This window comes from Paenibacillus sp. 01T47 (assembly GCF_056398245.1).
The window spans coordinates 15,825-36,042 of the sequence record NZ_JBFTPA010000035.1 but is presented as its reverse complement, the minus strand read 5'-3'; the positions used below and the strand labels follow the sequence as shown (position 1 = coordinate 36,042).

Annotated in this window: 9 protein-coding genes and 12 tRNA genes; 19 read left to right on the top strand and 2 right to left on the bottom strand. The window is 45.2% G+C overall.

The window, feature by feature from the left end; translation table 11 throughout:
- Nucleotides 1–227: 227 nt before the first annotated feature.
- The 8 genes from AC1DOV_RS33005 (at nucleotide 228) to AC1DOV_RS32970 (ending at nucleotide 1,055) form a co-directional block, all read left to right on the top strand.
- Nucleotides 228–303: transfer RNA gene (locus tag AC1DOV_RS33005), tRNA-Asn, on the top strand.
- Between the two features lie 4 nt (nucleotides 304–307).
- Nucleotides 308–383, top strand: a tRNA-Thr gene (locus AC1DOV_RS33000).
- 40 nt (nucleotides 384–423) lie between these two features.
- Nucleotides 424–498 (top strand) — tRNA-Glu (locus tag AC1DOV_RS32995).
- Between the two features lie 31 nt (nucleotides 499–529).
- A tRNA-Val gene (locus AC1DOV_RS32990) sits at nucleotides 530–605 on the top strand.
- 9 nt (nucleotides 606–614) lie between these two features.
- Nucleotides 615–689, top strand: a tRNA-Gln gene (locus tag AC1DOV_RS32985).
- 10 nt (nucleotides 690–699) lie between these two features.
- A tRNA-Lys gene (locus AC1DOV_RS32980) sits at nucleotides 700–775 on the top strand.
- A gap of 17 nt (nucleotides 776–792) precedes the next feature.
- A tRNA-Leu gene (locus AC1DOV_RS32975) sits at nucleotides 793–875 on the top strand.
- Between the two features lie 97 nt (nucleotides 876–972).
- Nucleotides 973–1,055, top strand: a tRNA-Leu gene (locus tag AC1DOV_RS32970).
- A 118-nt stretch (nucleotides 1,056–1,173) separates the two neighbouring features.
- Here AC1DOV_RS32970 and AC1DOV_RS32965 read toward each other — a convergent pair.
- The gene (locus AC1DOV_RS32965; RefSeq protein WP_477552005.1) at nucleotides 1,174–1,677 is read right to left on the bottom strand and encodes a GNAT family N-acetyltransferase; all 504 of its coding nucleotides are present in this window, start codon (nucleotides 1,675–1,677) and stop codon (nucleotides 1,174–1,176) included.
- Nucleotides 1,678–2,039: 362 nt separating this feature from the next.
- On the opposite strand from AC1DOV_RS32965, the gene AC1DOV_RS32960 reads away from it, so the two are divergent.
- The 6 genes from AC1DOV_RS32960 to AC1DOV_RS32935 all read left to right on the top strand — a co-directional run bounded on the left by AC1DOV_RS32960 (nucleotide 2,040) and on the right by AC1DOV_RS32935 (nucleotide 6,364).
- Nucleotides 2,040–4,499 (top strand): phosphodiester glycosidase family protein, encoded by a 2,460-nt coding sequence (locus AC1DOV_RS32960; protein ID WP_477552004.1) that lies wholly within the window; start codon nucleotides 2,040–2,042, stop codon nucleotides 4,497–4,499.
- Nucleotides 4,500–4,738: 239 nt separating this feature from the next.
- Complete coding sequence (locus AC1DOV_RS32955) at nucleotides 4,739–5,596, top strand: ABC transporter ATP-binding protein (RefSeq protein ID WP_076271911.1); 858 nt, start codon at nucleotides 4,739–4,741, stop codon at nucleotides 5,594–5,596.
- A gap of 409 nt (nucleotides 5,597–6,005) precedes the next feature.
- Nucleotides 6,006–6,080 (top strand) — tRNA-Gly (locus AC1DOV_RS32950).
- Nucleotides 6,081–6,088: 8 nt separating this feature from the next.
- Nucleotides 6,089–6,165 (top strand) — tRNA-Arg (locus tag AC1DOV_RS32945).
- A 34-nt stretch (nucleotides 6,166–6,199) separates the two neighbouring features.
- A tRNA-Pro gene (locus tag AC1DOV_RS32940) sits at nucleotides 6,200–6,276 on the top strand.
- A gap of 14 nt (nucleotides 6,277–6,290) precedes the next feature.
- A tRNA-Gly gene (locus AC1DOV_RS32935) sits at nucleotides 6,291–6,364 on the top strand.
- 716 nt (nucleotides 6,365–7,080) lie between these two features.
- On the opposite strand, the gene AC1DOV_RS32930 is transcribed toward AC1DOV_RS32935, so the two are convergent.
- The gene (locus AC1DOV_RS32930; RefSeq protein WP_477552003.1) at nucleotides 7,081–7,248 is read right to left on the bottom strand and encodes a hypothetical protein; all 168 of its coding nucleotides are present in this window, start codon (nucleotides 7,246–7,248) and stop codon (nucleotides 7,081–7,083) included.
- Nucleotides 7,249–8,385: 1,137 nt separating this feature from the next.
- Between AC1DOV_RS32930 and AC1DOV_RS32925 the strand changes: the two genes are divergently transcribed.
- The 5 genes from AC1DOV_RS32925 (at nucleotide 8,386) to AC1DOV_RS32905 (ending at nucleotide 20,103) form a co-directional block, all read left to right on the top strand.
- Complete coding sequence (locus AC1DOV_RS32925) at nucleotides 8,386–13,698, top strand: choice-of-anchor I family protein (RefSeq protein WP_477509966.1); 5,313 nt, start codon at nucleotides 8,386–8,388, stop codon at nucleotides 13,696–13,698.
- A 384-nt stretch (nucleotides 13,699–14,082) separates the two neighbouring features.
- Nucleotides 14,083–16,887 (top strand): phosphoenolpyruvate carboxylase, encoded by a 2,805-nt coding sequence (gene ppc / locus AC1DOV_RS32920; protein ID WP_441885568.1) that lies wholly within the window; start codon nucleotides 14,083–14,085, stop codon nucleotides 16,885–16,887.
- A gap of 245 nt (nucleotides 16,888–17,132) precedes the next feature.
- Entirely contained in the window at nucleotides 17,133–18,287 is a 1,155-nt protein-coding gene (locus AC1DOV_RS32915; RefSeq protein ID WP_477509967.1) for a S1C family serine protease, read from the top strand.
- Nucleotides 18,288–18,687: 400 nt separating this feature from the next.
- Nucleotides 18,688–19,254, top strand: coding sequence for an RNA polymerase sigma factor SigW (sigW, locus tag AC1DOV_RS32910; protein WP_054025284.1), 567 nt, complete (start codon nucleotides 18,688–18,690; stop codon nucleotides 19,252–19,254).
- 210 nt (nucleotides 19,255–19,464) lie between these two features.
- Complete coding sequence (locus AC1DOV_RS32905; protein ID WP_076271683.1) at nucleotides 19,465–20,103, top strand: zf-HC2 domain-containing protein; 639 nt, start codon at nucleotides 19,465–19,467, stop codon at nucleotides 20,101–20,103.
- Nucleotides 20,104–20,218 lie beyond the last annotated feature (115 nt).

The window sequence follows — 20,218 nt, the reverse complement described above, 5'->3', positions numbered from 1 at the left end:
GGTTCGGGGTGGAAGCACAGCAATGTGTGTAGCTGACGAATACTAATCGGTCGAGGGCTTATCCTAAACACGTTTACTGTGACCCATACATCCAGTAGACAGCAGCATAAAGGCTTCAGCAAGCCTAATCTTTCGTATCCAGTTTTCAAGGCGCAATACGCCTTGATATTCAACCGTGCCTATTTTGAAGTTGATGCTTTAATAACATTCAACTCAAAATACAATGTTCCCTGATAGCTCAGTTGGTAGAGCACTCGACTGTTAATCGAGTTGTCACAGGTTCGAGTCCTGTTCGGGGAGCCATTATGCTCTCATAGCTCAGTAGGTAGAGTGCATCCATGGTAAGGATGAGGTCACCGGTTCGAATCCGGTTGAGAGCTCCAGAAAACTTTCAACTGTAAGGACAAGCATAAATTTTAGCATGGCCCGTTGGTCAAGTGGTTAAGACACCTCCCTTTCACGGAGGTAACAGGGGTTCGAGTCCCCTACGGGTCACCAAATTATTTTTACAAATGGCGCCTTTATCCTTGGACGCTTAGCTCAGCTGGGAGAGCATCTGCCTTACAAGCAGAGGGTCGGCGGTTCGATCCCGTCAGCGTCCACCATATCGCTATTGGGGATTAGCCAAGCGGTAAGGCAACGGACTTTGACTCCGTCATTCTCAGGTTCGATCCCTGAATCCCCAGCCACTTATACTATGAGTCATTAGCTCAGTTGGTAGAGCACCTGACTTTTAATCAGGGTGTCGTAGGTTCGAATCCTACATGACTCACCATTTTTTATCTCACATGCGCGCGTATGGCGGAATTGGCAGACGCACTAGACTTAGGATCTAGCGGGCGACCGTGGGGGTTCAAGTCCCTCTACGCGCACCATATTTAACACCCTTCATAGGGAAGCACTCTGTATGTCAACAGAGTAATGTAGGTGGAAGCCCTGCAAAACATGGTTAAGCTTCAAAGAATCACATATGCGCGTATGGCGGAATTGGCAGACGCACTAGACTTAGGATCTAGCGGGCGACCGTGGGGGTTCAAGTCCCTCTACGCGCACCATACCATGAAGAAACCCTTGGCGAACAAGGGTTTTTTGCTGTTTATATATGTGTTTAATAATTATGTAGTAATCATCCATCATGCTTGATTTTATAACCACGCTTATCATCCACATCTATTAATCGAATAGCCCGGAATGATCATTGAAGCTGTATAGCGCTTGTTCAGCACCATATCTTTGCAACTTATGCTCTAATCGCATGCCTACCTTCTCAAGGAGCCTGCAGGAAGCAGTATTTGCTGTTTGTGTCTCAGCTATTACTTTGCCAAGCTTTAATTCATGAAGTGCGTACATTAATAATTGAACGACTACCTCGGCTGCGTAGCCGCTACCCCAGCTTTGCGGAAGAAATTCATAGCTGATTTCCTTAAACCTTCCGTCTATGTGATTATCTAAGGAAACAACCCCAATAAAATCATTGTTTTCTTTTAGTCTAACCGTCCAAATGTATGACTCCTTCGTTGATGAGCGCTCTAAAGCATCTAGAAACTTATTTAGGTGATATTCCACTGGTACAGCTCCGCCTAAGTATTTTCTAACCTCATGACTCGAATATATCCTTTGCATGTATTTTAAATCTGATTGTTGTAATGGGTCCAGCTTGCATCTAGTGGTTTGCATATTGGTTATAATCCTCCTTTTATGTTTGCTTAGGATAGCTTGTTCAAAACACGATCTACCTCTACAGTAAGGTGATCCTGCTCAATCGTATGGGGTTAAAAATGTACAAGGTTAATTGTTTTGAGGATAAATAGTAAATGGAATTAGTGTTTTATATAAAGAAATAGTAATCCCATTGCTAGATTTGTAGACATGTTTTTGTGATCGTAACATAGGGAGTTACAGGATGCCAACCTATTCCTGAATAGAATTTGAGGGCTCTATTATCCATATAATCCCTTCATTTTTAGAATAAACCTGTCGATATAGTTCATTGGGACTAACTGGAATCTACACATAAGAAGGAGAAGGAGATCAGTCAGATGCAGCAAAAGATGAAAAAATGGCTTGTTAGAGTAGTAGCTATTCTGCTTATTATAGTGTTGAATGTGAGCTACACAGGAAGTGAATCATTAGGTGGTAAGGGAGCTTATAGGGGTTCCTCCGTTTCTGCGGCAGAATCGACGAATGAGACAAAAACGGTGGCTTCTAATGCGAAGGGTTCTGCTGCCAGCAAAGCAGAAATCGAGTACTGGCGATACAAAGCAGAAGGTACTCTATATCCTCCGATTGTTATGCCGAGTGGAAAGCTGCTGGTAGTAACGAATAATGGATGGTTATCCTTATTAGATAATGGCGGAAAAGAATTAAAAAGAATAAACACATATTCGAAACTATCCGCCCCAGCCGTAAATGGAAAAGGACAAATATTTACTGCAGGAACTGGTGCTAGGCTTTATCAATATGATGAAGGCGGCAATGGCGGTCAGAAAGGTATTTATTATTTTAGAGGGAAAAAGGAACAATTAGAGCCATCTGGCATGGTGACGGATGGGGAAGGTACTCCTTATTTTGCATATCAGCATGCTGTTTTATCGCTGAGCAGTGAGGGAGAGCAGCAGGCTGCTCTGCTGCCAGAGGGTGTATCGGTTAAGGAACTGGCCGCAGGTAAGCGCGGCGTCTATGTACTGGGCAGCAATGGCGTGTTGTATGCCGTGCGCGGCAATGCAGTTGTATGGGAAGCGTCGCTTGAGCAGACGCTGCTTGTTGCGAAGCTGATCGCAGGCGATGTGAGCGGCGGCGTGATGCTGCTTGCGGGCAACGCTATCGCTGCGTATGAAGAGGACGGTAAAGTCCGCTTCACTCGCGAGCTTGCAGCAGCGCCCGCAGGCGGTTGGACGTCTCCGGTGCTTGTGCCCGGAGACAAAGGTACTGTCGTTGCCGCGGAGCGCAGCGGCAACGGCATAGCTGCGTTCCGCCTCGCAGACGGGGCGGAACTATGGCGCATTAGCGCCAGCGGGGCGGGAGGCTTTGGCCCCGCGGCGCTTGCGCCGGATCTTGGCGCCGGCACGGTGCTGGCCGGCGGCCGTTCCGGCGCTGTGTACGCGATCGACGGCTCTGCCGGGTCGATCTTGTACACCTACGGCGGTCACACCGCGGTTCCCGCGAGCGGTGTGGCGCCGCAGGGCAGCGGACGCTTCGTATATGCGTCCGCTAGTACATTAATCGCAGCGGGGCCAGTTCGCACCGTTGCGATCACCTATGCAGCAGCGGCGGCGGTTAAGCTGCCGCTGGATACACGGCTCCTGCTCACGGACAAGCTGAAGCTGTCCGATCCAGTCGCTGTCAGCTATCGCTCCGACAATCCAGCGATCGTTCGCATCAATGAGAAAAGCGTGGTAACCCCGGTTACAGCTGGATCAGCTAATCTTTATGTCGATGTTACAGCTAGCGGCTACAAAGGCCAGCTGAAGCTTCCTATTCAGGTTACAGCCTCTACCTTGAACCTAAAGGTGAAGCATGAATCCAAGAAGGTTGTTGCAGCAGGCCAGTCGTTTACGGTTCAAACTGTTACCATTCCAAAGGGAATGCCCGTTACTGCAGGCCTGGCAAGCCGTAAGATAGGCGTCGTTCAGTCGCTTCAATCGATTGCTAAAGATTACCGTGCAGACGCAGCGATTAACGGAACCTATTTTGAGGCTTATGGCGGCATTCCGGAGCCATATGGAACGGTAATTGTAGACGGCAATGTGGAGCATATAGGCAATACAGGGACAGCGATTGGTTTTACATGGGACGGGAATGTAGTTATGGATACGCTGCGCGTCAAAATTTTAGGTGGAACAGACGGTTCTTTTAAGTCGCCTAACAACTGGTATGCGTATTTTATTAATCGAACACCTGCAGCAGGCGCATCGTCAGCCATTATGTTCACGCCAAAGCGTGGTGCTAAGCTTGGATTTGCACAAGGCACTTCAGTAACGGTCAGTAAGGGTGTCGTGACCAAAATAAGCAAAAAAGAGAATGTCAGCATTCCAGCAGATGGATATGTTCTCGTTTATACAGGTTCTGAGGAGAAGCTAGCCTCACGCTTTAAGGTGGGGACGAAGGTTGATTATAAGATCGAAATGACCAACCTCTCGAAAAGTCCGATTGCATGGTCTCGCGTTCATACCGCCATTGGTGCAGGACCTAGGCTTGTGAAGGATGGGAAACCGGCAGTTAATCCAGCTGGGGAAGGGTTTAGCAGCTCCAAAATATTGACCGATGCTGCTGGCAGAAGCGGCATTCTTGTCAAAAAGGACGGGACTGTTGTCATAGCTACCGTCTCCAAAGCAACGATAAAACAGTGGAGTCAAATCATGATTCAGCTTGGCGCTGAGCAGGCGATGAATTTGGACGGAGGAGCATCCTCTGGCATGTACGCGCAAGGAAAACTCATTACTACGCCTGGAAGGCTAATAAGCAATGGTCTCGTATTTGGCACGAAGCTAAAGTGGTAACGTTAGTAAAATGATAAAAGCTAGCCGTCCCAACCTGTTGGGCGGCTTTTCTATTTAAATGGGGCTCTATTTTTATCGATATGAATAAATGCTATTTATATTATCATTGACTTTTTTTATGAGAAACATTATCATTAAAAGATAAATGATAATCGTTATCAATATTTGTTACTTATTGAAATATAAATATAAAATGAGAAGGTGTCTGCCTCAGGCAGCGGAAGGAGCGTGCATGTTCAATGATTCGTTTAACGACCTCTAGTCTTGATATTGCTTATGATGACCGTCTAATCGTTGAGAATTTAAACATTGCTATACCTCAAGGGAAGATCACGGCGCTAGTAGGAGCTAACGGCTCTGGTAAATCAACGATTTTGAAAACAATGGCCCGTATTATGAATCCCTCGAAGGGCAGTGTACTTCTGGACGGTAAGTCCATTCATAAGCAATCGACGAAGGAAGTAGCGAAGCAATTGGCAATTTTGCCGCAAAATCCAACCGCTCCGGACGGACTCACAGTAGCGGAGCTTGTCTCTTACGGTCGTTTTCCATACCAGAAGGGCTTCGGATCGATGACTAAGGATGACCGAAGTATCGTGCAGTGGGCAATCGAAGCGACAGGTATGACTGATTTTGCCGATCGTCCGGTCGATCATCTATCTGGCGGACAACGTCAGCGTGCATGGATTGCAATGTCTCTTGCGCAGGAAACTGATATTTTATTCCTTGACGAGCCTACAACTTTCCTCGATATGGCGCATCAGCTTGAGGTTCTTCACTTGCTTCAAAAGCTAAACGCAGCTAATAATCGCACAGTAGTCATGGTCGTTCATGATTTGAACCACGCGACACGTTACGCTCATCATATGATCGCAATTAAAACGGGTGTCGTTGTAGGCGAAGGTACGCCTGCAGAAGTTATGACACCGGATATTATGCGCGAAGTGTTTAACATTGAGGCAGATATTGTGCCTGATCCGCGTACAGGCGTTCCTCTTTGCTTACCTTATGCACTAGCCGGCCAGCCTGCTGCTGATAAAGTGGCATTGATTAACCGTGCACAATCAGAGAGACCATTGGCTGCTGCTGGAGCATAGTAACTAATATTAATGCCGTAAACCGCGTTTCCTTTGGAAATGCGGTTTTTTGTTCTTTTAGATAAGCCATGTGTAGTATATTGAGATTAGAAGCGAATGGGAGGGAAGTGAATCAATTATATTCGTTTTTTATAAAATGTTATCCATTAGCGCTGAACAATCGGAAGGAGTAAACGGAGTAAGATGCAACGTCATTTAGGCTGATTTTTATGATTGGATTTACGAAGTCTAAAAGCACATACTTCCGCGTCATATAAGGCTTTTCAGCCAATTTAGAACAATGCATTTTAAAGGATTTAAAATAATTTAAAACTTTTTTTAAAAAACAGTTGCTTTTTGTTTTCAGGGGTGATATATTATTACTTGTCGCCGCGATGATAAATGAAACGAACGGCCGACAGAAATACATGCGGAAGTGGCTCAGCGGTAGAGCATCGCCTTGCCAAGGCGAGGGTCGCGGGTTCGATTCCCGTCTTCCGCTCCATAAATTGTGCGGCCTTAGCTCAGCTGGATAGAGCGTTTGACTACGAATCAAAAGGCCAGGAGTTCGAATCTCTTAGGCCGCGCCATTTTCCCAACATTAGACGCAATTCATTTACACTTCGGGACGTAGCTCAGCTTGGTAGAGCACCTGGTTTGGGACCAGGGGGTCGCATGTTCAAATCGTGTCGTCCCGACCATAATCTTTTTCTTTGCGGGTGTAGTTCAATGGTAGAACTTTAGCCTTCCAAGCTAATAGCGTGGGTTCGATTCCCATCACCCGCTCCAACTATTTAAACCCGAAAGCCTTGCGCAGCAAGGCTTTTTTTGTTTTTATATATTGCAACAAAAGTGCCTCTTGCACTTAATATGGTGCAGAAGATGGTGCGAAATTTTAATTAACTGTTTGAGGGTTAAGATACACAAACCGATCAGAAGCCTCTCTGCTGGTTATTTCAGAATCATGCATATAAATATCTGCTGTAGTTCCGATCTTCGCATGAATGAAGCAACCATTCTTCTATTTGTTTGAGTTCTGAACCGCTCTCTCGCAGTAGCTTCGCCGTTTTATGCCATAGATCATACAAACGGGTATTAGGGAGCTCTCGCTTGCTTAGAAACCTGCTCTAGCCCATAGAGGGGAGGATAGTAATTCACACCTTCTCACCATGAAAGACATATCGCTTAGTACCGCCTTACCAGGTCTTACATAACATTTATTTCATTCTAGTCGGAAGCGTCTTAGAGACTCCCTGTACTAAACAAGTGTATGTAAGCTAATCAAATATCCATTTGTATAGTCGGAAAATTAGCCGAGGGAGGTATATCCATACTTCAAAAAATACTTCCAATCTGTAAAAAAAAGTATCTACCTTATTATTACGAGTTCTGCGATTCATTAAATCATTCTCCTTTATTGGCATTAGGTAAATTGGAGAAATATAGTTACACTTCGATGTATCGATTCGATTGTGACCACGTTTGAATTCTAATAAACTTAAAGCTTATTTTTTGGTAAGCCAATTAATTAAATATAAGACCCCAAATGCAGAGCCCAAAACTAAAATCTTCTCTACAATGTTTTTCCAATGTAGCTCGTCTCCTGCTTCATTCATGCTAAGAAAAAACAGAGCAACAAGAATGATTGGGGCATATAGGAATGTATTTTTCATTCGTAATGACCTCATTCTTTCTTTATTTACAAATATTTCTACGCAAAGCGTTAGTCTAAGTTTCAAAGACAGTGAACATAAAAACATTTAAATCTATTATTCAAATATCAAGTTTTGATTAAAAATTTCGAATGGCGCGGCTTAGAAGCGTTATTTATGCAGTAAAGTAATTTATTTAAAACGCTTAAGAAAGTGAACTATCATATATTAGCGGCAAGTACCTAATGCGGAAGTTGAAGGTATAAAGTGGGGTTTTGATGAATTGGTACAGGCGCACGTATTCTTAGCTAATTGTGAGGGTTCTCTACAATTAAAACTTCCAAGTAAGAGCTGTAACGGACATCAAATACCTTATTTGCCGAAATTCCATCCATTTATAGATCTAACGGACATAGGATCTCTTATTTAGCTTCAGAATGCTTGATTAGGCTACTTTTCGAGCTATTAACGCATCCTATGTCCGTTAGATCCACGTAACGAGCTTAAATTCTCGAAGTAGCGGATTTCATGTCCGTTAGGACTGAACATGAACAGCGCATGAGCAGACTCCAATGTTGAGCCGAAAATATTATTTATGTAAACATAAATAATCGTATCAAACAGAATCTAGATGTCTTATAAGTGGTGCTTCCAGCCTTGTGTAGAATTAACGGACATGAGATACCTTATTTGCCGAAATTCCGTCCTTTTGTAGAACTAACGGACATAGGATCTCTTATTTAGTTTCAGGATGCTTAATTTAGCTACTTTTCGAGCTATTAACGTATCCTATGTCCGTTAGATTTACGTAACGAGCTTAAATCCTCAAAATAGCGAATTTCATGTCCGTTAGGGTTAAAGGTTAAACATGAACTACATAACAGCAGATTCCAATGTTGAGCCGAAAATATTATATGTGTAAACATAAATAAACATATCAATCAAATAACCCGTCTGGAAGCTCCCAGCGGGTTATTTTGTTTGCCCCAAACGCTTTATCTAGAACCATACACGTTGCCAATAACCAAACACTCCACCAATAACCAACCCCCACCAAACCCCAAGCACTTTACAAAAGCTTCATGGAACATTAATCATTATGAAATAAAAACTCTCTACAATTCTAGTTAACATAATAGATATGGGAGTGAGTAAAACTTGAAGATCTATAGTAAAAGGTTAATATCATTATTATTAGCTACGGAAATTACGGCCAGCATGGTGCTGGCAGGTGGACCTGTCATGGCTGCTGGTTTGCCATTGTCTGGGACGCCTTACGCAGTAGACAGCGCCTATAATGTAGCGATCCCGCATATTGTTATTAATCAAGTATATGGCGGTGGATTGAGTAAGGATGCTGAAATACTTTTATCTCACGGTTTTATTGAGCTTTATAATCCGACGGATAGTGATGTCAATCTTGCTGGTTGGTCGCTGCAATATGCGGAACCGCTCCCAGGTGTAACGACAGGTGCTACTAAGGCTTGGGAAATGCTAAATTTGACCGGAACGATTAAAGCGCATTCCTCTTTTCTTATAACAGGAGCTTCTACAGGTGCTGCAAATCCTAAAGTAAATCTCTCTGCCAAAAGTGATCTTACTTGGGAGCGTTTTATTAACAACAAAGGGATGAAGGTTGCTCTCATGAGCAATCAAACTTTACTGACTGATCCTAATCCTTTTATATCAAAGCCAGAGGGCTACGTGGATATGGTCGGTACAGGAAGCAATGATAAGGATAGTAATATCGATGGATATGAGACTGCATTCCCTACGGGCTCAGCAGAAGGCACATCGAAGAAAAAGTCCATTCGCCGCAGCAACTTCGTAGATACAGACAATAATAAAGCGGATTTCAAACAAGTCGATTATGAGGTAGCTACCGGCGATGCATTACTAGCAGCAATACCCCGCAGCGGTGCTGACGGCGCATGGGGGCCGGGTATTGTCCAGCCGCTAGTCATTACTACAGCATCTCTTGCTGATGGCTTTGTTGGATCTCCATATTCCGCAGTTATTCAGGCTACTGGTGGAAACACGCCATATACTTTTACAGCAACTGGTTTACCAGAAGGGCTTAGTCTTGCGCCAAATGGTGCTTTAACGGGGACACCGACTAAGGCGGTAGCAAATACTAATGTGACGATTACAGCGACTGACAGCACGGCAGGTACGCCAGTTAGCATAGTTAAGTCGTTTGCGTTTACCATTCAATCCAGTATAGCTCCAGCAACTCATGTTCTCATTAATGAAGTATATGGCGGCGGCGGGAAAATTAATAAAGATACTCCGCCAGCAGCATCTCCATACCTGTATGATTTTGTAGAGCTCTACAATCCTACTGCTTCGCCAATATTACTTGCAGGATATCATTTAAGATACAGCAATAAAGGTGCTACAACGGTACAAGGCTATGATTTTGAAGAAGGTGCGGTCATTGCTCCTCATGATTATTACCTCGTTCGCCTTGAAGCAACATGGGGCAATACGAGCGACAAAAATTACGGAGATCCTTACCTAGCTGATGCATATGCAAGCACGAAAGAGCAATCCATCGGCATGTCTGATGTGGATGGCACGGTGGAATTATTTCAAGGAGTGTACGCCACTTCGGCAGTTGTTGATGCGGTAGGCTTCGGTGCGGTTCAAACTACCCTGCATGAAGGAACATCCGTAGGGAATGGGGCTTCACTGCCAGCGGCTGTTAAAGGCGTGCGCCGCATTAACTTCCAAGATTCCAACAACAATGCTGCTGATTTTGCAGTAGTGGATCCATCGCCTACGCGAGGTGGGAAAACAGAGGGAACCGTTGATGTCATTCCTGATTTTGTGAAGCTTATCGGCTCACTCCAGAAGAATACAGCAGACAAAGTGGTAACGGTCGAAGGTTTGGTTACAACTCCGTCCGTTAAATCGGATAACAGCCAAGCAAACGCAGTGCGTTATGTACAATCGTTTACGGGCGCAATTGCTGTTGAAGGCATGGACCCATCCATCCCGGTAGGTGCAGAGGTACGCGTTTCTGGGACGGCTGGTCTTCATGACGGCGAAGTACGGGTAAAAGGCAACTTACAGGTAACAAGGCTGAACAATAAAATTTTTAGCTTAGTGGCGGAAGATACGTTCGATAAATCTATGCTTAATGTAGATAAGCTTAGTTCAGTAACAGCTGATATGTACGGCAGGAGAGTGACAACTACAGGCAATGTAACTGCCGTGGACAAAACGGCTAATACGATTAAGCTTGATAACAATATGCTGCTTTATGTGAATGGAGCGTTTCCGAAGGTTGAAGTTGGGGACAACGCACAAGCTACGGGAACCATTGGAGTTTTTGGCAGCGAAGTTAGATTGGCTGTAGCGAGCGCAGCTGCAGATATGATCATAAAACCGGCGTCCGCTGAGTTTAAAGATACGCTCAATATTTCAAAAATCGGACAATATTCAGTAGGCCAATTCAATAAAGATGGCGGCGTTGCCGAGATCGTGAAATTCAACAAAGACAATGGCAAATTTTATTTAGTTAATGGCTCCGGTAATCCGCCAAGCTTAGATATTGTCAGTCTGGGAAGCGGGAACGGAACGCTAAGTAAAGAAAAAACGATACTTGTTAAGCCGATGGCCGAGGTTGAAGGTTTTGTATACGGTGATTTAACTAGTGTAGATATTAATACGACAACTAAGCGTGTTTCAGTCGCAGTACAAGAGGCGGATCCACTCAAGCCAGGTAAAATCATCGTACTCGATTATGATGGTAATTTAATCTCAGCCTACGCTGCTGGTGTACAACCGGATATGATTAAGTCAACAGCTGATGGAAAGTATATCCTTACTGCGGATGAGGCGGAGCCGCGCAATGGTACAGATGATCCTAAAGGAAGCGTAACGATCGTCAATACAGTAAACAACAAAGTTACACATGTACTCTTCGATGATCCGTCCGTTATCGAGGATGGTGTTCATATTCGCGGCAAAGTAGATCCGGCAGATGGGAAAATTAAATCGAGCGGAACAAAAGCAGACGCTGTGTATGATCTGGAGCCTGAGTATATCACTCTTTCGGATGATAACAAGACAGCCTATGTGTCATTGCAAGAGAATAATGCAATTGCGATTATTGATATCGAAACGAACAAAGTGACGGCTGTAAAAGCACTCGGATTAAAGGATTATAATGATCCGCGTAATTCTCTCGACGTTCTAAAAGACGGTGCGATTAAGCTGGAAAATGTACCTTTTAAAGGGATGTACATGCCTGATGGCATCGCATCTCATACGATTAACGGTCAAACGTACCTTTTTACAGCTAATGAAGGCGATGTAACAGAATGGCCGAACCGTACAAACGGCAGCACGATAGGTGCATTAAAAGGAAAGCTTGATCCGACTTCAGCGGCAGCGATTTTCCTAAATGGCAAGACTGCTTATGATGGTATTGAAGTCGCAAGCGATATGGGCAATGACGGCATTTACATGTACGGCGGACGTTCTTTCTCTATCTGGAATGCGAACTCGATGGAGCAGGTCTATGACAGCGGCAACGATTTTGAAACGATAACGGGCAGTCGCTTGCCAGCATTCTTTAACACAAGCAACAGTAAGACAGCCATTGACGATCGAAGCGGCAAGAAGGGACCAGAACCGGAAGATATTAAAACGGGGAAGGTTGGCAATAAGGTTTTGGCATTCGTTGGTCTTGAGCGCATCGGTGGTTTCATGACCTATGATGTAACAGATCCTGCGCATGCGACATTCGCTAATTATACAAATACTCGCGTGTTCAAAGACAGTCAAGGCAAGGACAACTTAGATACAGATACTGGCCCAGAAGGCTTGGAGTTTATTCCGGCTAACATTAGCCCAACTGGAATGCCTTTACTCTTGGTTGCTTTCGAGGTAGGCGGCAAGGTAGGCGTATATCAGCTGAATGTAACGAAAGTAACGATGGATAAGGCTTCCTTATCCTTAAAAGTTGGAGATACTGCATCGAAGCTGGTTGCAACTGTCCAGCCTGTAGGCGGAAGCTCTGCTGCTGCGATATGGACTTCTTCTAATACAGCTGTGGCAACCGTAGATTCAAATGGAAATGTCACAGCGTTAAAAGCCGGAACAGCGGTCATTTCAGCAGCGAGTGCTGACGGATATGGTCTCGCTGAGACGAGTGTCACGGTTACTTCAGGTAACATCGTAACTCCATCGCCAACACCGAATCCATCGCCGACGCCTGCACCTTCTACAAAACCTGAAGATGCTGGAGTGACGATCGTAAATGGTGAGACCGTAAAAGCAGTAAGCACACTTAAAGCTGAAACGGATAACAGCGGTAAGACAACAGCAACGGTAACGGTAAATCAATTGGATGCAGCAATAGCTGCATTAGATAAAGCATCAAACGGCAAGCCTGCATCCATTGAGTTTAAAATGGCGGCTAACACAGACACCAAGTCAACGGCTATCAAGTTTGAGGAAAAAGCTATCGCTAAGCTTGCAGCTAAGGGATTGAAGTCGCTGGATGTTAATGCAGGACTCGGAATCGTATCCTTTGATGCTAAGGCTATTGGAACATTGGCGGCAGCCTCAGGGAATGGCGAGCTTTCCATAGCGGTCAACAAAGCGGATGTATCTAAGCTTTCTAGTGCGATTAAGGAAACGATCGGCAGCCATCCTGTGTATGAGTTTGATGTGATCGGTGGAAAAACAGCGATTACCGATCTGAAGGGCGGTACAGCACGGGTTAGCATTCCTTATTCGCTTCAAGCAAACGAAGACAGCCAAGCAGTAGTCATCTACTATATTGCAAATGACGGCAAACTTAGCATTGTACCTAACAGCGTGTACGATAAGTCGACAGGTCAATTACAGTTTACGGTAAGCCATTTCTCTACTTACGGAGTTGGCTACAATCATGTGGCATTTTTGGACACTGCATCAAGCTTTGCGAAGGATTCTATCCTTTACTTATCTTCCAGAGATATAATCGGCGGCTTGGGCAATCAAAAGTTTGCTCCAAAGGCTAACATGTCAAGGGCTGATTTCACACTCATCCTTGCAAGAATTGCCGGCGCTCAACTGGACGATTACACGTCATCAAGCTTTACGGACGTGAAGTCATCCGATTACTTTGCAGGGGCGGTAGCATGGGCGGCTGAAAAAGAAATTGTCGGAGGCGCTGGAGATGGCAGCTTCAATCCTAAAGCCAATATTAGCCGTGAGCAAATGGTTGCTATGATTGCAAGGTTCGTTGAAGTCATGAACTTTGATTTGCCCGTGCAGACAAATGCTATAGCGTTTGAAGATGCATCATCTATTGGTGCATTTGCGAAGGAAGCAGCAGCTGCAGTGCAGCAGGCGGGAATCATTAACGGCAAGATCTATGCAAATAAGGCAGGCAGCTATTTTGCACCGAAGGATTTGGCTACCCGTGAGGAAGCAGCAAAAATGCTGGCGAAATTAATTCAATTAATGTCATAATTCGACTTGAGCAAGACCGCAGCGCCCTTCAGAGAGAGGTGCTGCGGTCTTTTTCATAAGAGGTCTTATTTATGGGATTGAACCAGTCCTTTCGCTAATTTATTAAGCATCGTTAACTTAACTGAAGCGGGTTGTCTTTCGCAGTTATTATTTAACGGAAACATAAGCAGCAAAAAGGAGCGGGTTATATACTTCGTTTGCGTGAATCTGTTTTTGTTAGGATTGGCTTCAGGGCTTCAACCCTGTAGGTTTTTGTAGTATGATGGTAGAAGTCAAAAAAACGTTCATGTTGTACAAGCAAGCTTTCGAAGCGATTGCTGCTTCGGAAAACAAGTAAATGCTTACGGAGCGATCGTTGCTTCGCAAAAATTTAGGAGGAACAGTATGTCGGATCAATCTGCATCTACTTTGACCACAAATCGGCAGCAGGCTAACAATTTGCTGCGACGCGATGTCCGGTTTCTAGGCAACATTCTCGGTGAAGTTCTTGTTCATCAAGGCGGCCGCGAGCTGCTTGAAATCGTAGAACGGATTCGTGAACAAAGTAAATCTCTTCGCGCTGAATTTGTACCGGAATTATTTGATCAATTTAAAGAAAATGTATCATCGCTTAACCCGGAAATACGTCATCAAGTGATTAGAGCGTTTGCCATTTATTTTCAGCTTGTCAACATTGCAGAGCAAAATCATCGGATTAGACGGAAACGTGATTACGAGGTTTCTGCTGGCGAAGCGGTCCAACGCGGCTCCATTGAGAGCGCGGTTCAAGATCTGAAGGAACGCGACATTGCAATCGAGGAAGTTAGAGATATTTTGAGCAATATTTCGCTGGAACTAGTAATGACTGCACACCCGACCGAGGCAACTCGCCGCGCGGTGCTTGATATTCATAAACGGATTGCTGTGGATGTGATGGAGCTGGATAATCCAACACTAACCTATCGCGAGCGCGAGAAGCTGCGTGAGAAGCTCATGAATGAGGTTCTTATTTTGTGGCAAACAGACGAGCTTCGTGACCGCAAACCAACCGTTATCGATGAAGTTCGTAACGGCTTGTACTATTTTGATGAGACATTGTTCGAGGTGCTTCCTAATGTTTATGAAGAACTTGAACGCTGCCTAAGCAAGTACTATCCAGATGAGAAATGGCATGTGCCGGATTACTTGCGCTTTGGCTCTTGGATCGGCGGCGATCGCGATGGTAACCCATCCGTGAAAGCTCAGGTAACTTGGGAAACGCTAACGCTGCACCGTCAGCTGGCTATTCGCAAGTACGAAGAAAAACTAGGCGAGCTTATGGATCTTCTCAGCTTCAGCACAAACCTTGTCGAGGTATCGGCTGAGCTTATCGATTCGATTCGATCGGATCGCGAGCATGTTGAGCTTAAGTGCGTCGATCTTTGGAGAAATACGAAGGAGCCATACCGTATTAAGCTTGGCTTTATGCTAGAGAAGCTGGCTAATACACGCGATGAATCGCTTAAGGGTTCGCAAATGCGTTACAACCACCCGGAAGAGCTTCGCGAGGACTTGCTCGTTATCGATCGCAGCTTGCGTCATCACTACGCTGATTATGTAGCAGATACAGCACTTGCTAAGTTAGTACGTCAAGTGGAGCTGTTTGGTTTCCACCTTATGGCACTTGATGTTCGTCAGCATAGCCAAGAGCATGAAAATGCGATGGCTGAAATTTTGGCGAAAATGAATGTAGCAGCAGATTATGCGGCACTTCCAGAAGAAGAAAAAACAGACCTGCTTCACCGTCTCCTAAATGATCCGCGTCCGCTTACTTCGGGGCATCTAGATTACACGGAGTCCACGCGTGAATGCTTGAATGTATACCATACGATTTATCGGGCGCAGCAAGAGTTTGGCATAAATTGTATTTCAAGTTATCTGATTAGTATGACGGAAGCGGCAAGCGACATGCTTGAGGTTATGGTGTTTGCGAAGGAAGTTGGCCTGTTCCGCAAGGAAGCGGACGGCACGATTCGTTGTACACTGCAATCGGTACCGCTATTTGAAACGATTGATGACCTGCATGCAGCACCAGCTATTATGAAGCAGCTATTCGAAATGCCGATCTACCGTCAAGCGGTGGAAGCTCGCGGCAACCTGCATGAAATTATGCTTGGTTATTCCGATAGCAACAAAGACGGCGGAGTTGTTACAGCGAACTGGGAGCTGCGCGTAGCACTTAATGAAATTACAGCAGCCGGCAAAGAGTACGACGTTAAGCTGAAGTTCTTCCACGGCCGTGGCGGAGCGCTTGGCCGCGGCGGCATGCCGCTTAACCGCAGTATCCTTGCACAACCGCCACATACGGTCGGCGGCGGCATCAAAATTACCGAGCAAGGTGAGGTTCTATCCTCGCGTTATTCGATGCAAGGTATTGCATACCGCAGCTTGGAGCAAGCAACTTGGGCGCTGATTACGGCTGCTCGTCTGGCGAAATACCCAGAACAAGCACCGCAAGCAGAAGCAGAGTGGGAAGAAATTGCACGTTCGATTTCCGAGACGGCACTCGAGAAGTATCAGGATCTTATTTTCCGCGATCCAGATTTCTTGACGTACTTCAAGGAGTCGACACCGCTTCCTGAGGTTGGCGAGCTGAACATCGGTTCACGTCCTTCCAAACGGAAAAACAGTGATCGTTTCGAGGATTTACGCGCCATTCCTTGGGTGTTCGCATGGACGCAAAGCCGCTACTTGCTGCCGGCATGGTATGCCGCAGGTACTGCAATGAAGCAATATACTGGCGACGACGAGGAAAAGCTGAACACGCTTCGTACGATGTACGAGAAGTTCCCATTCTTCCGCTCGCTAATTGACAATCTTCAAATGGCTCTTGCCAAAGCAGATTTGCTTATTGCGAAGGAATACGCAGATATGATTAAGGACAAAACGATCCGCGATCGTATTTTTGAGCAAATCGAAGAAGAATATAAGCTTACATCTGAGCTTATTCTTAGCATCACAGGCCAAACGGAAATTTTGGATAATGTTCCTGTTATCCAAGAGTCGATTCGTCTTCGTAATCCGTACGTCGATCCGCTTAGCTACATGCAAGTGCAGCTGTTAACTGAGCTTCGTGCACTGCGTGATAACGAAGAAGATGATCCAGAGCTGCTTCGCGAAGTGCTTCTGACGATCAACGGCATTGCCGCAGGACTTCGGAATACAGGCTAACTGTTCAAACTAATCGCTTAGGCGAATATAGAATAGCTACAAAGCCAACCATGGCATTTACTGTGGTTGGCTTTTTTTCGTTGAAAGCAGCTGGAAGGCCTTGTTGTGAGAAGCTAGAAAAACAAACTGCAACAGAACTCTATTTTTCTTATGTTCTTTTATAGTCCACTTAAGTTTTGTTTAAGGTACATCCTGCATGATAGGTACATAGGAAACAGACACCTACTATTGAAAGGATGATAGAGATGAACGAGGAAAACAAACGCTCAGAAACGAGCGGTGATACTTACACGTCGAACCATACATCGAACGAAACGAACCGGACTCCTGTCACTACTTATATTTATGAATCCAACAAATCAACAAATGAGCTTAGAGCTTCATATGAGAGGGAGCTTGGGCTGGGACAAGATGGGAGCGGAAGCGGGTCAGGGTCAGCACCAGGCGGTAAAAAACGTTCAAAGCGTGCGGGCGGCAGCTCGGCAAAAACACTGCTCGCATCGTTTTTGATTGGCGCTCTCGTCATTGGCGGTTTCTCCTACATGGCAGATAAAAACAATCTGTTCAGCGGGGGGGAACAAACCGTTCAAAACTCGGGTTCCAGCGTTGTAAGCAATTCAGGACAGCAGGATGCTGGCTTGTCTACAGCATCGCTAAGCTCAAGTGAAGATATTGCTTCCGTCTATAAAGCTGCGAGCCCCGCGGTTGTGAAGATCGAAAATTATGGGGAGCCAGCACGTTCGAACTCCATGTTCGACGATCCACGCTTTCAACAGTTTTTTGGAAATGGCGGGTCGGGTAGCAACGGACAGCAGCAAGAATCGCAAGAACAACAGCCAAGCAGTTCAAATCTTGAGTTAGTAGGCTCTGGTACAGGCTTTTTCTTCGAATCGGATGGTTATATTCTGACTAACGAGCATGTAATTGCGGATGCAAAGGAGGTTAAAGTAACGGTTCAAGGTTATGACGAGCCTCTAACAGCAAAGGTGCTTGGTTCGAGTTATGATCTAGACTTGGCTGTGCTTAAGGTGGAAGAGCCAAACGGCAAAGCATTCCCGTCTCTTAAACTGGGAAGCTCTGACCAAACGCGAATCGGTGACTGGGTGATGGCGATCGGCAATCCATATGGCTTCGATCAAACGTTGACTATGGGCGTGTTAAGCGCGAAAGAGCGCCCAATTACGATTGCAGATGAGCAAGGGAACCATAATTACGAGCATTTGCTGCAAACAGATGCCTCTATTAATCCAGGGAACTCTGGAGGACCGCTTCTCAACGAGAAGGGAGAGGTTATTGGTATAAACACGGCTGTGAACGCTGAGGCACAAGGCATTGGCTTTGCGATTCCTACGACGACGATTACAAAGGTGCTCGAGCAATTGAAAACAAATACACTTTAATAAATATAAAGCGCATGAACATTGAAGGTCTGGGAACATTACGTTTCCTAGACCTTTTTTGCTTTATTTTAGCGTTCCTAGCCGAAAGTCGAAAAAACAACTAGCCTCAGGTCGATTGCTGACTGAACGTCAAACCTATATAATTATTAGAACGGTTAGTATTTTTTGGAGCAAACGGCAATGAAACCTGAACCTGATGTACGTACATTGCTGCTCATGACTATGAACATTACGGCTAATTAGGGTCGATGCTCATATTGGAAGTATCTTTCTCAATTGTCTTGCTTTTTCAGCCCATGTGCATTACGATTTTTCTAGGGTGTATGGATGCGGACATTATATATTTATAAAATAGAGCAAGGCGATCAGTCGATCGAATGGAAGGTTTGGAGGAGTTTAGGTGATTGTATTGGAAGCACGCCTGGCGAAGTTATCGCTTAAAGGCGATCAGCAGGCTTTTGCTGAGCTTGTAGACCTCTATCAAGACAAGCTCTTTCATATGGCTTATCGAATGTTAAACAGCCGCCAGGAAGCGGAGGATGTTGTGCAGGATACGTTCCTTCGCGTTTACAAAAACCTGGATAGATATGATGAAACGTTAAAATTTTCAACTTGGATATATAGAATTGCTACGAACTTATGTATTGATCGACTGCGCAAACGCAAGCCGACCTATTCGCTGGATGCGGAGTCATCGGATCACGAGGGGCTGGATGGCTACTCCATGATACCGAGCGATAATCGGACGCCAGAATCAGAGCTGCTTCTCTCGGACACACAGCGCATTATACATGCGGCTATTGCTTCACTGCCACCGAAATATAAGAGCGTGATGACGCTTAGATATATGCAGGACCTGTCGTTGCAGGAAATTGGCGATGTGCTGGACATGCCTGTCACGACGATCAAAACGCGGGTTCACCGCGGCAGGGAATTTCTTCGGAAGAAGCTTGAGCATAAGTTATAATTACAAATAATGATACAATCCTCCAAAGGAAAGCCATGTCTAGCGCAGACATAGGCTTCTTTTTGGGAGAAATTCAAGCTAATTCCTTACCTGCAAAGGATTACTTACGCGATTACGAAAAAAAGTGAAACATCCTTCTTGCTAGTAACGTATCCTAATAGCGAGATAAGAACTTAATGCGCGAGCAACTGAAAGAAAGGACTGGCTGCTATGAATTGCAACGTCGCTATCGTATGGATGCATGATTATTTGGACGGCGAGCTGCCGCGTGAAGATATCGTTACGTTAAAATCTCATTTGCTTTCCTGTCCCGCTTGTCGCAGCCGGTTTGAACAGCTCCAGAAGACGGACGCCGCGGTGTTCCAGACTTTAGAAGCGATTAAGCCTGCCGCGGATTATGACAAGAAGGCATCCGAGCTTTTAAATGAACGAATTATGCAGCAACTGCCGAAGAAACAGAGCAAGCAGAGAAACCGCATCGTACGTTTTATTTATCGGTACCCCGGAGTAACAGCAGCTGCTGTGTTTGTACTCGTTATGTTAGGCAGCTTCTTCACGATGTGGGAAGAGGATACCAAGCTGATTGTTGCAGGCGAGGATCTTCAGCAGGTCATTATAGAAGGAAATACAGTTATTGTGCCAGAGGGTGCTCATTTAACGGGTAATTTGACCGTAGAAAATGGAATAGCCGATGTTAAGGGCGAGGTGGACGGCAACGTAACCGTCATTGACGGAACCTTGAACCTGGCTTCAACCGGCCATATCGCGGGTCAGAGCAGAACGATTGATCAAGCGCTCGATTGGTTCTGGTACAAAGTAACGCAAACTTTTGGCGGTAACGCTCGCTAAAGCAAGCTGCCTCCCTGTTGCAGGGGGGCGTTTTTTAATTTTTTTTGAAAAAAAGGATTTCCAATCCCATATATAGAAAATAATAAAGTTGAAAACCGATAATTAGACAATAATA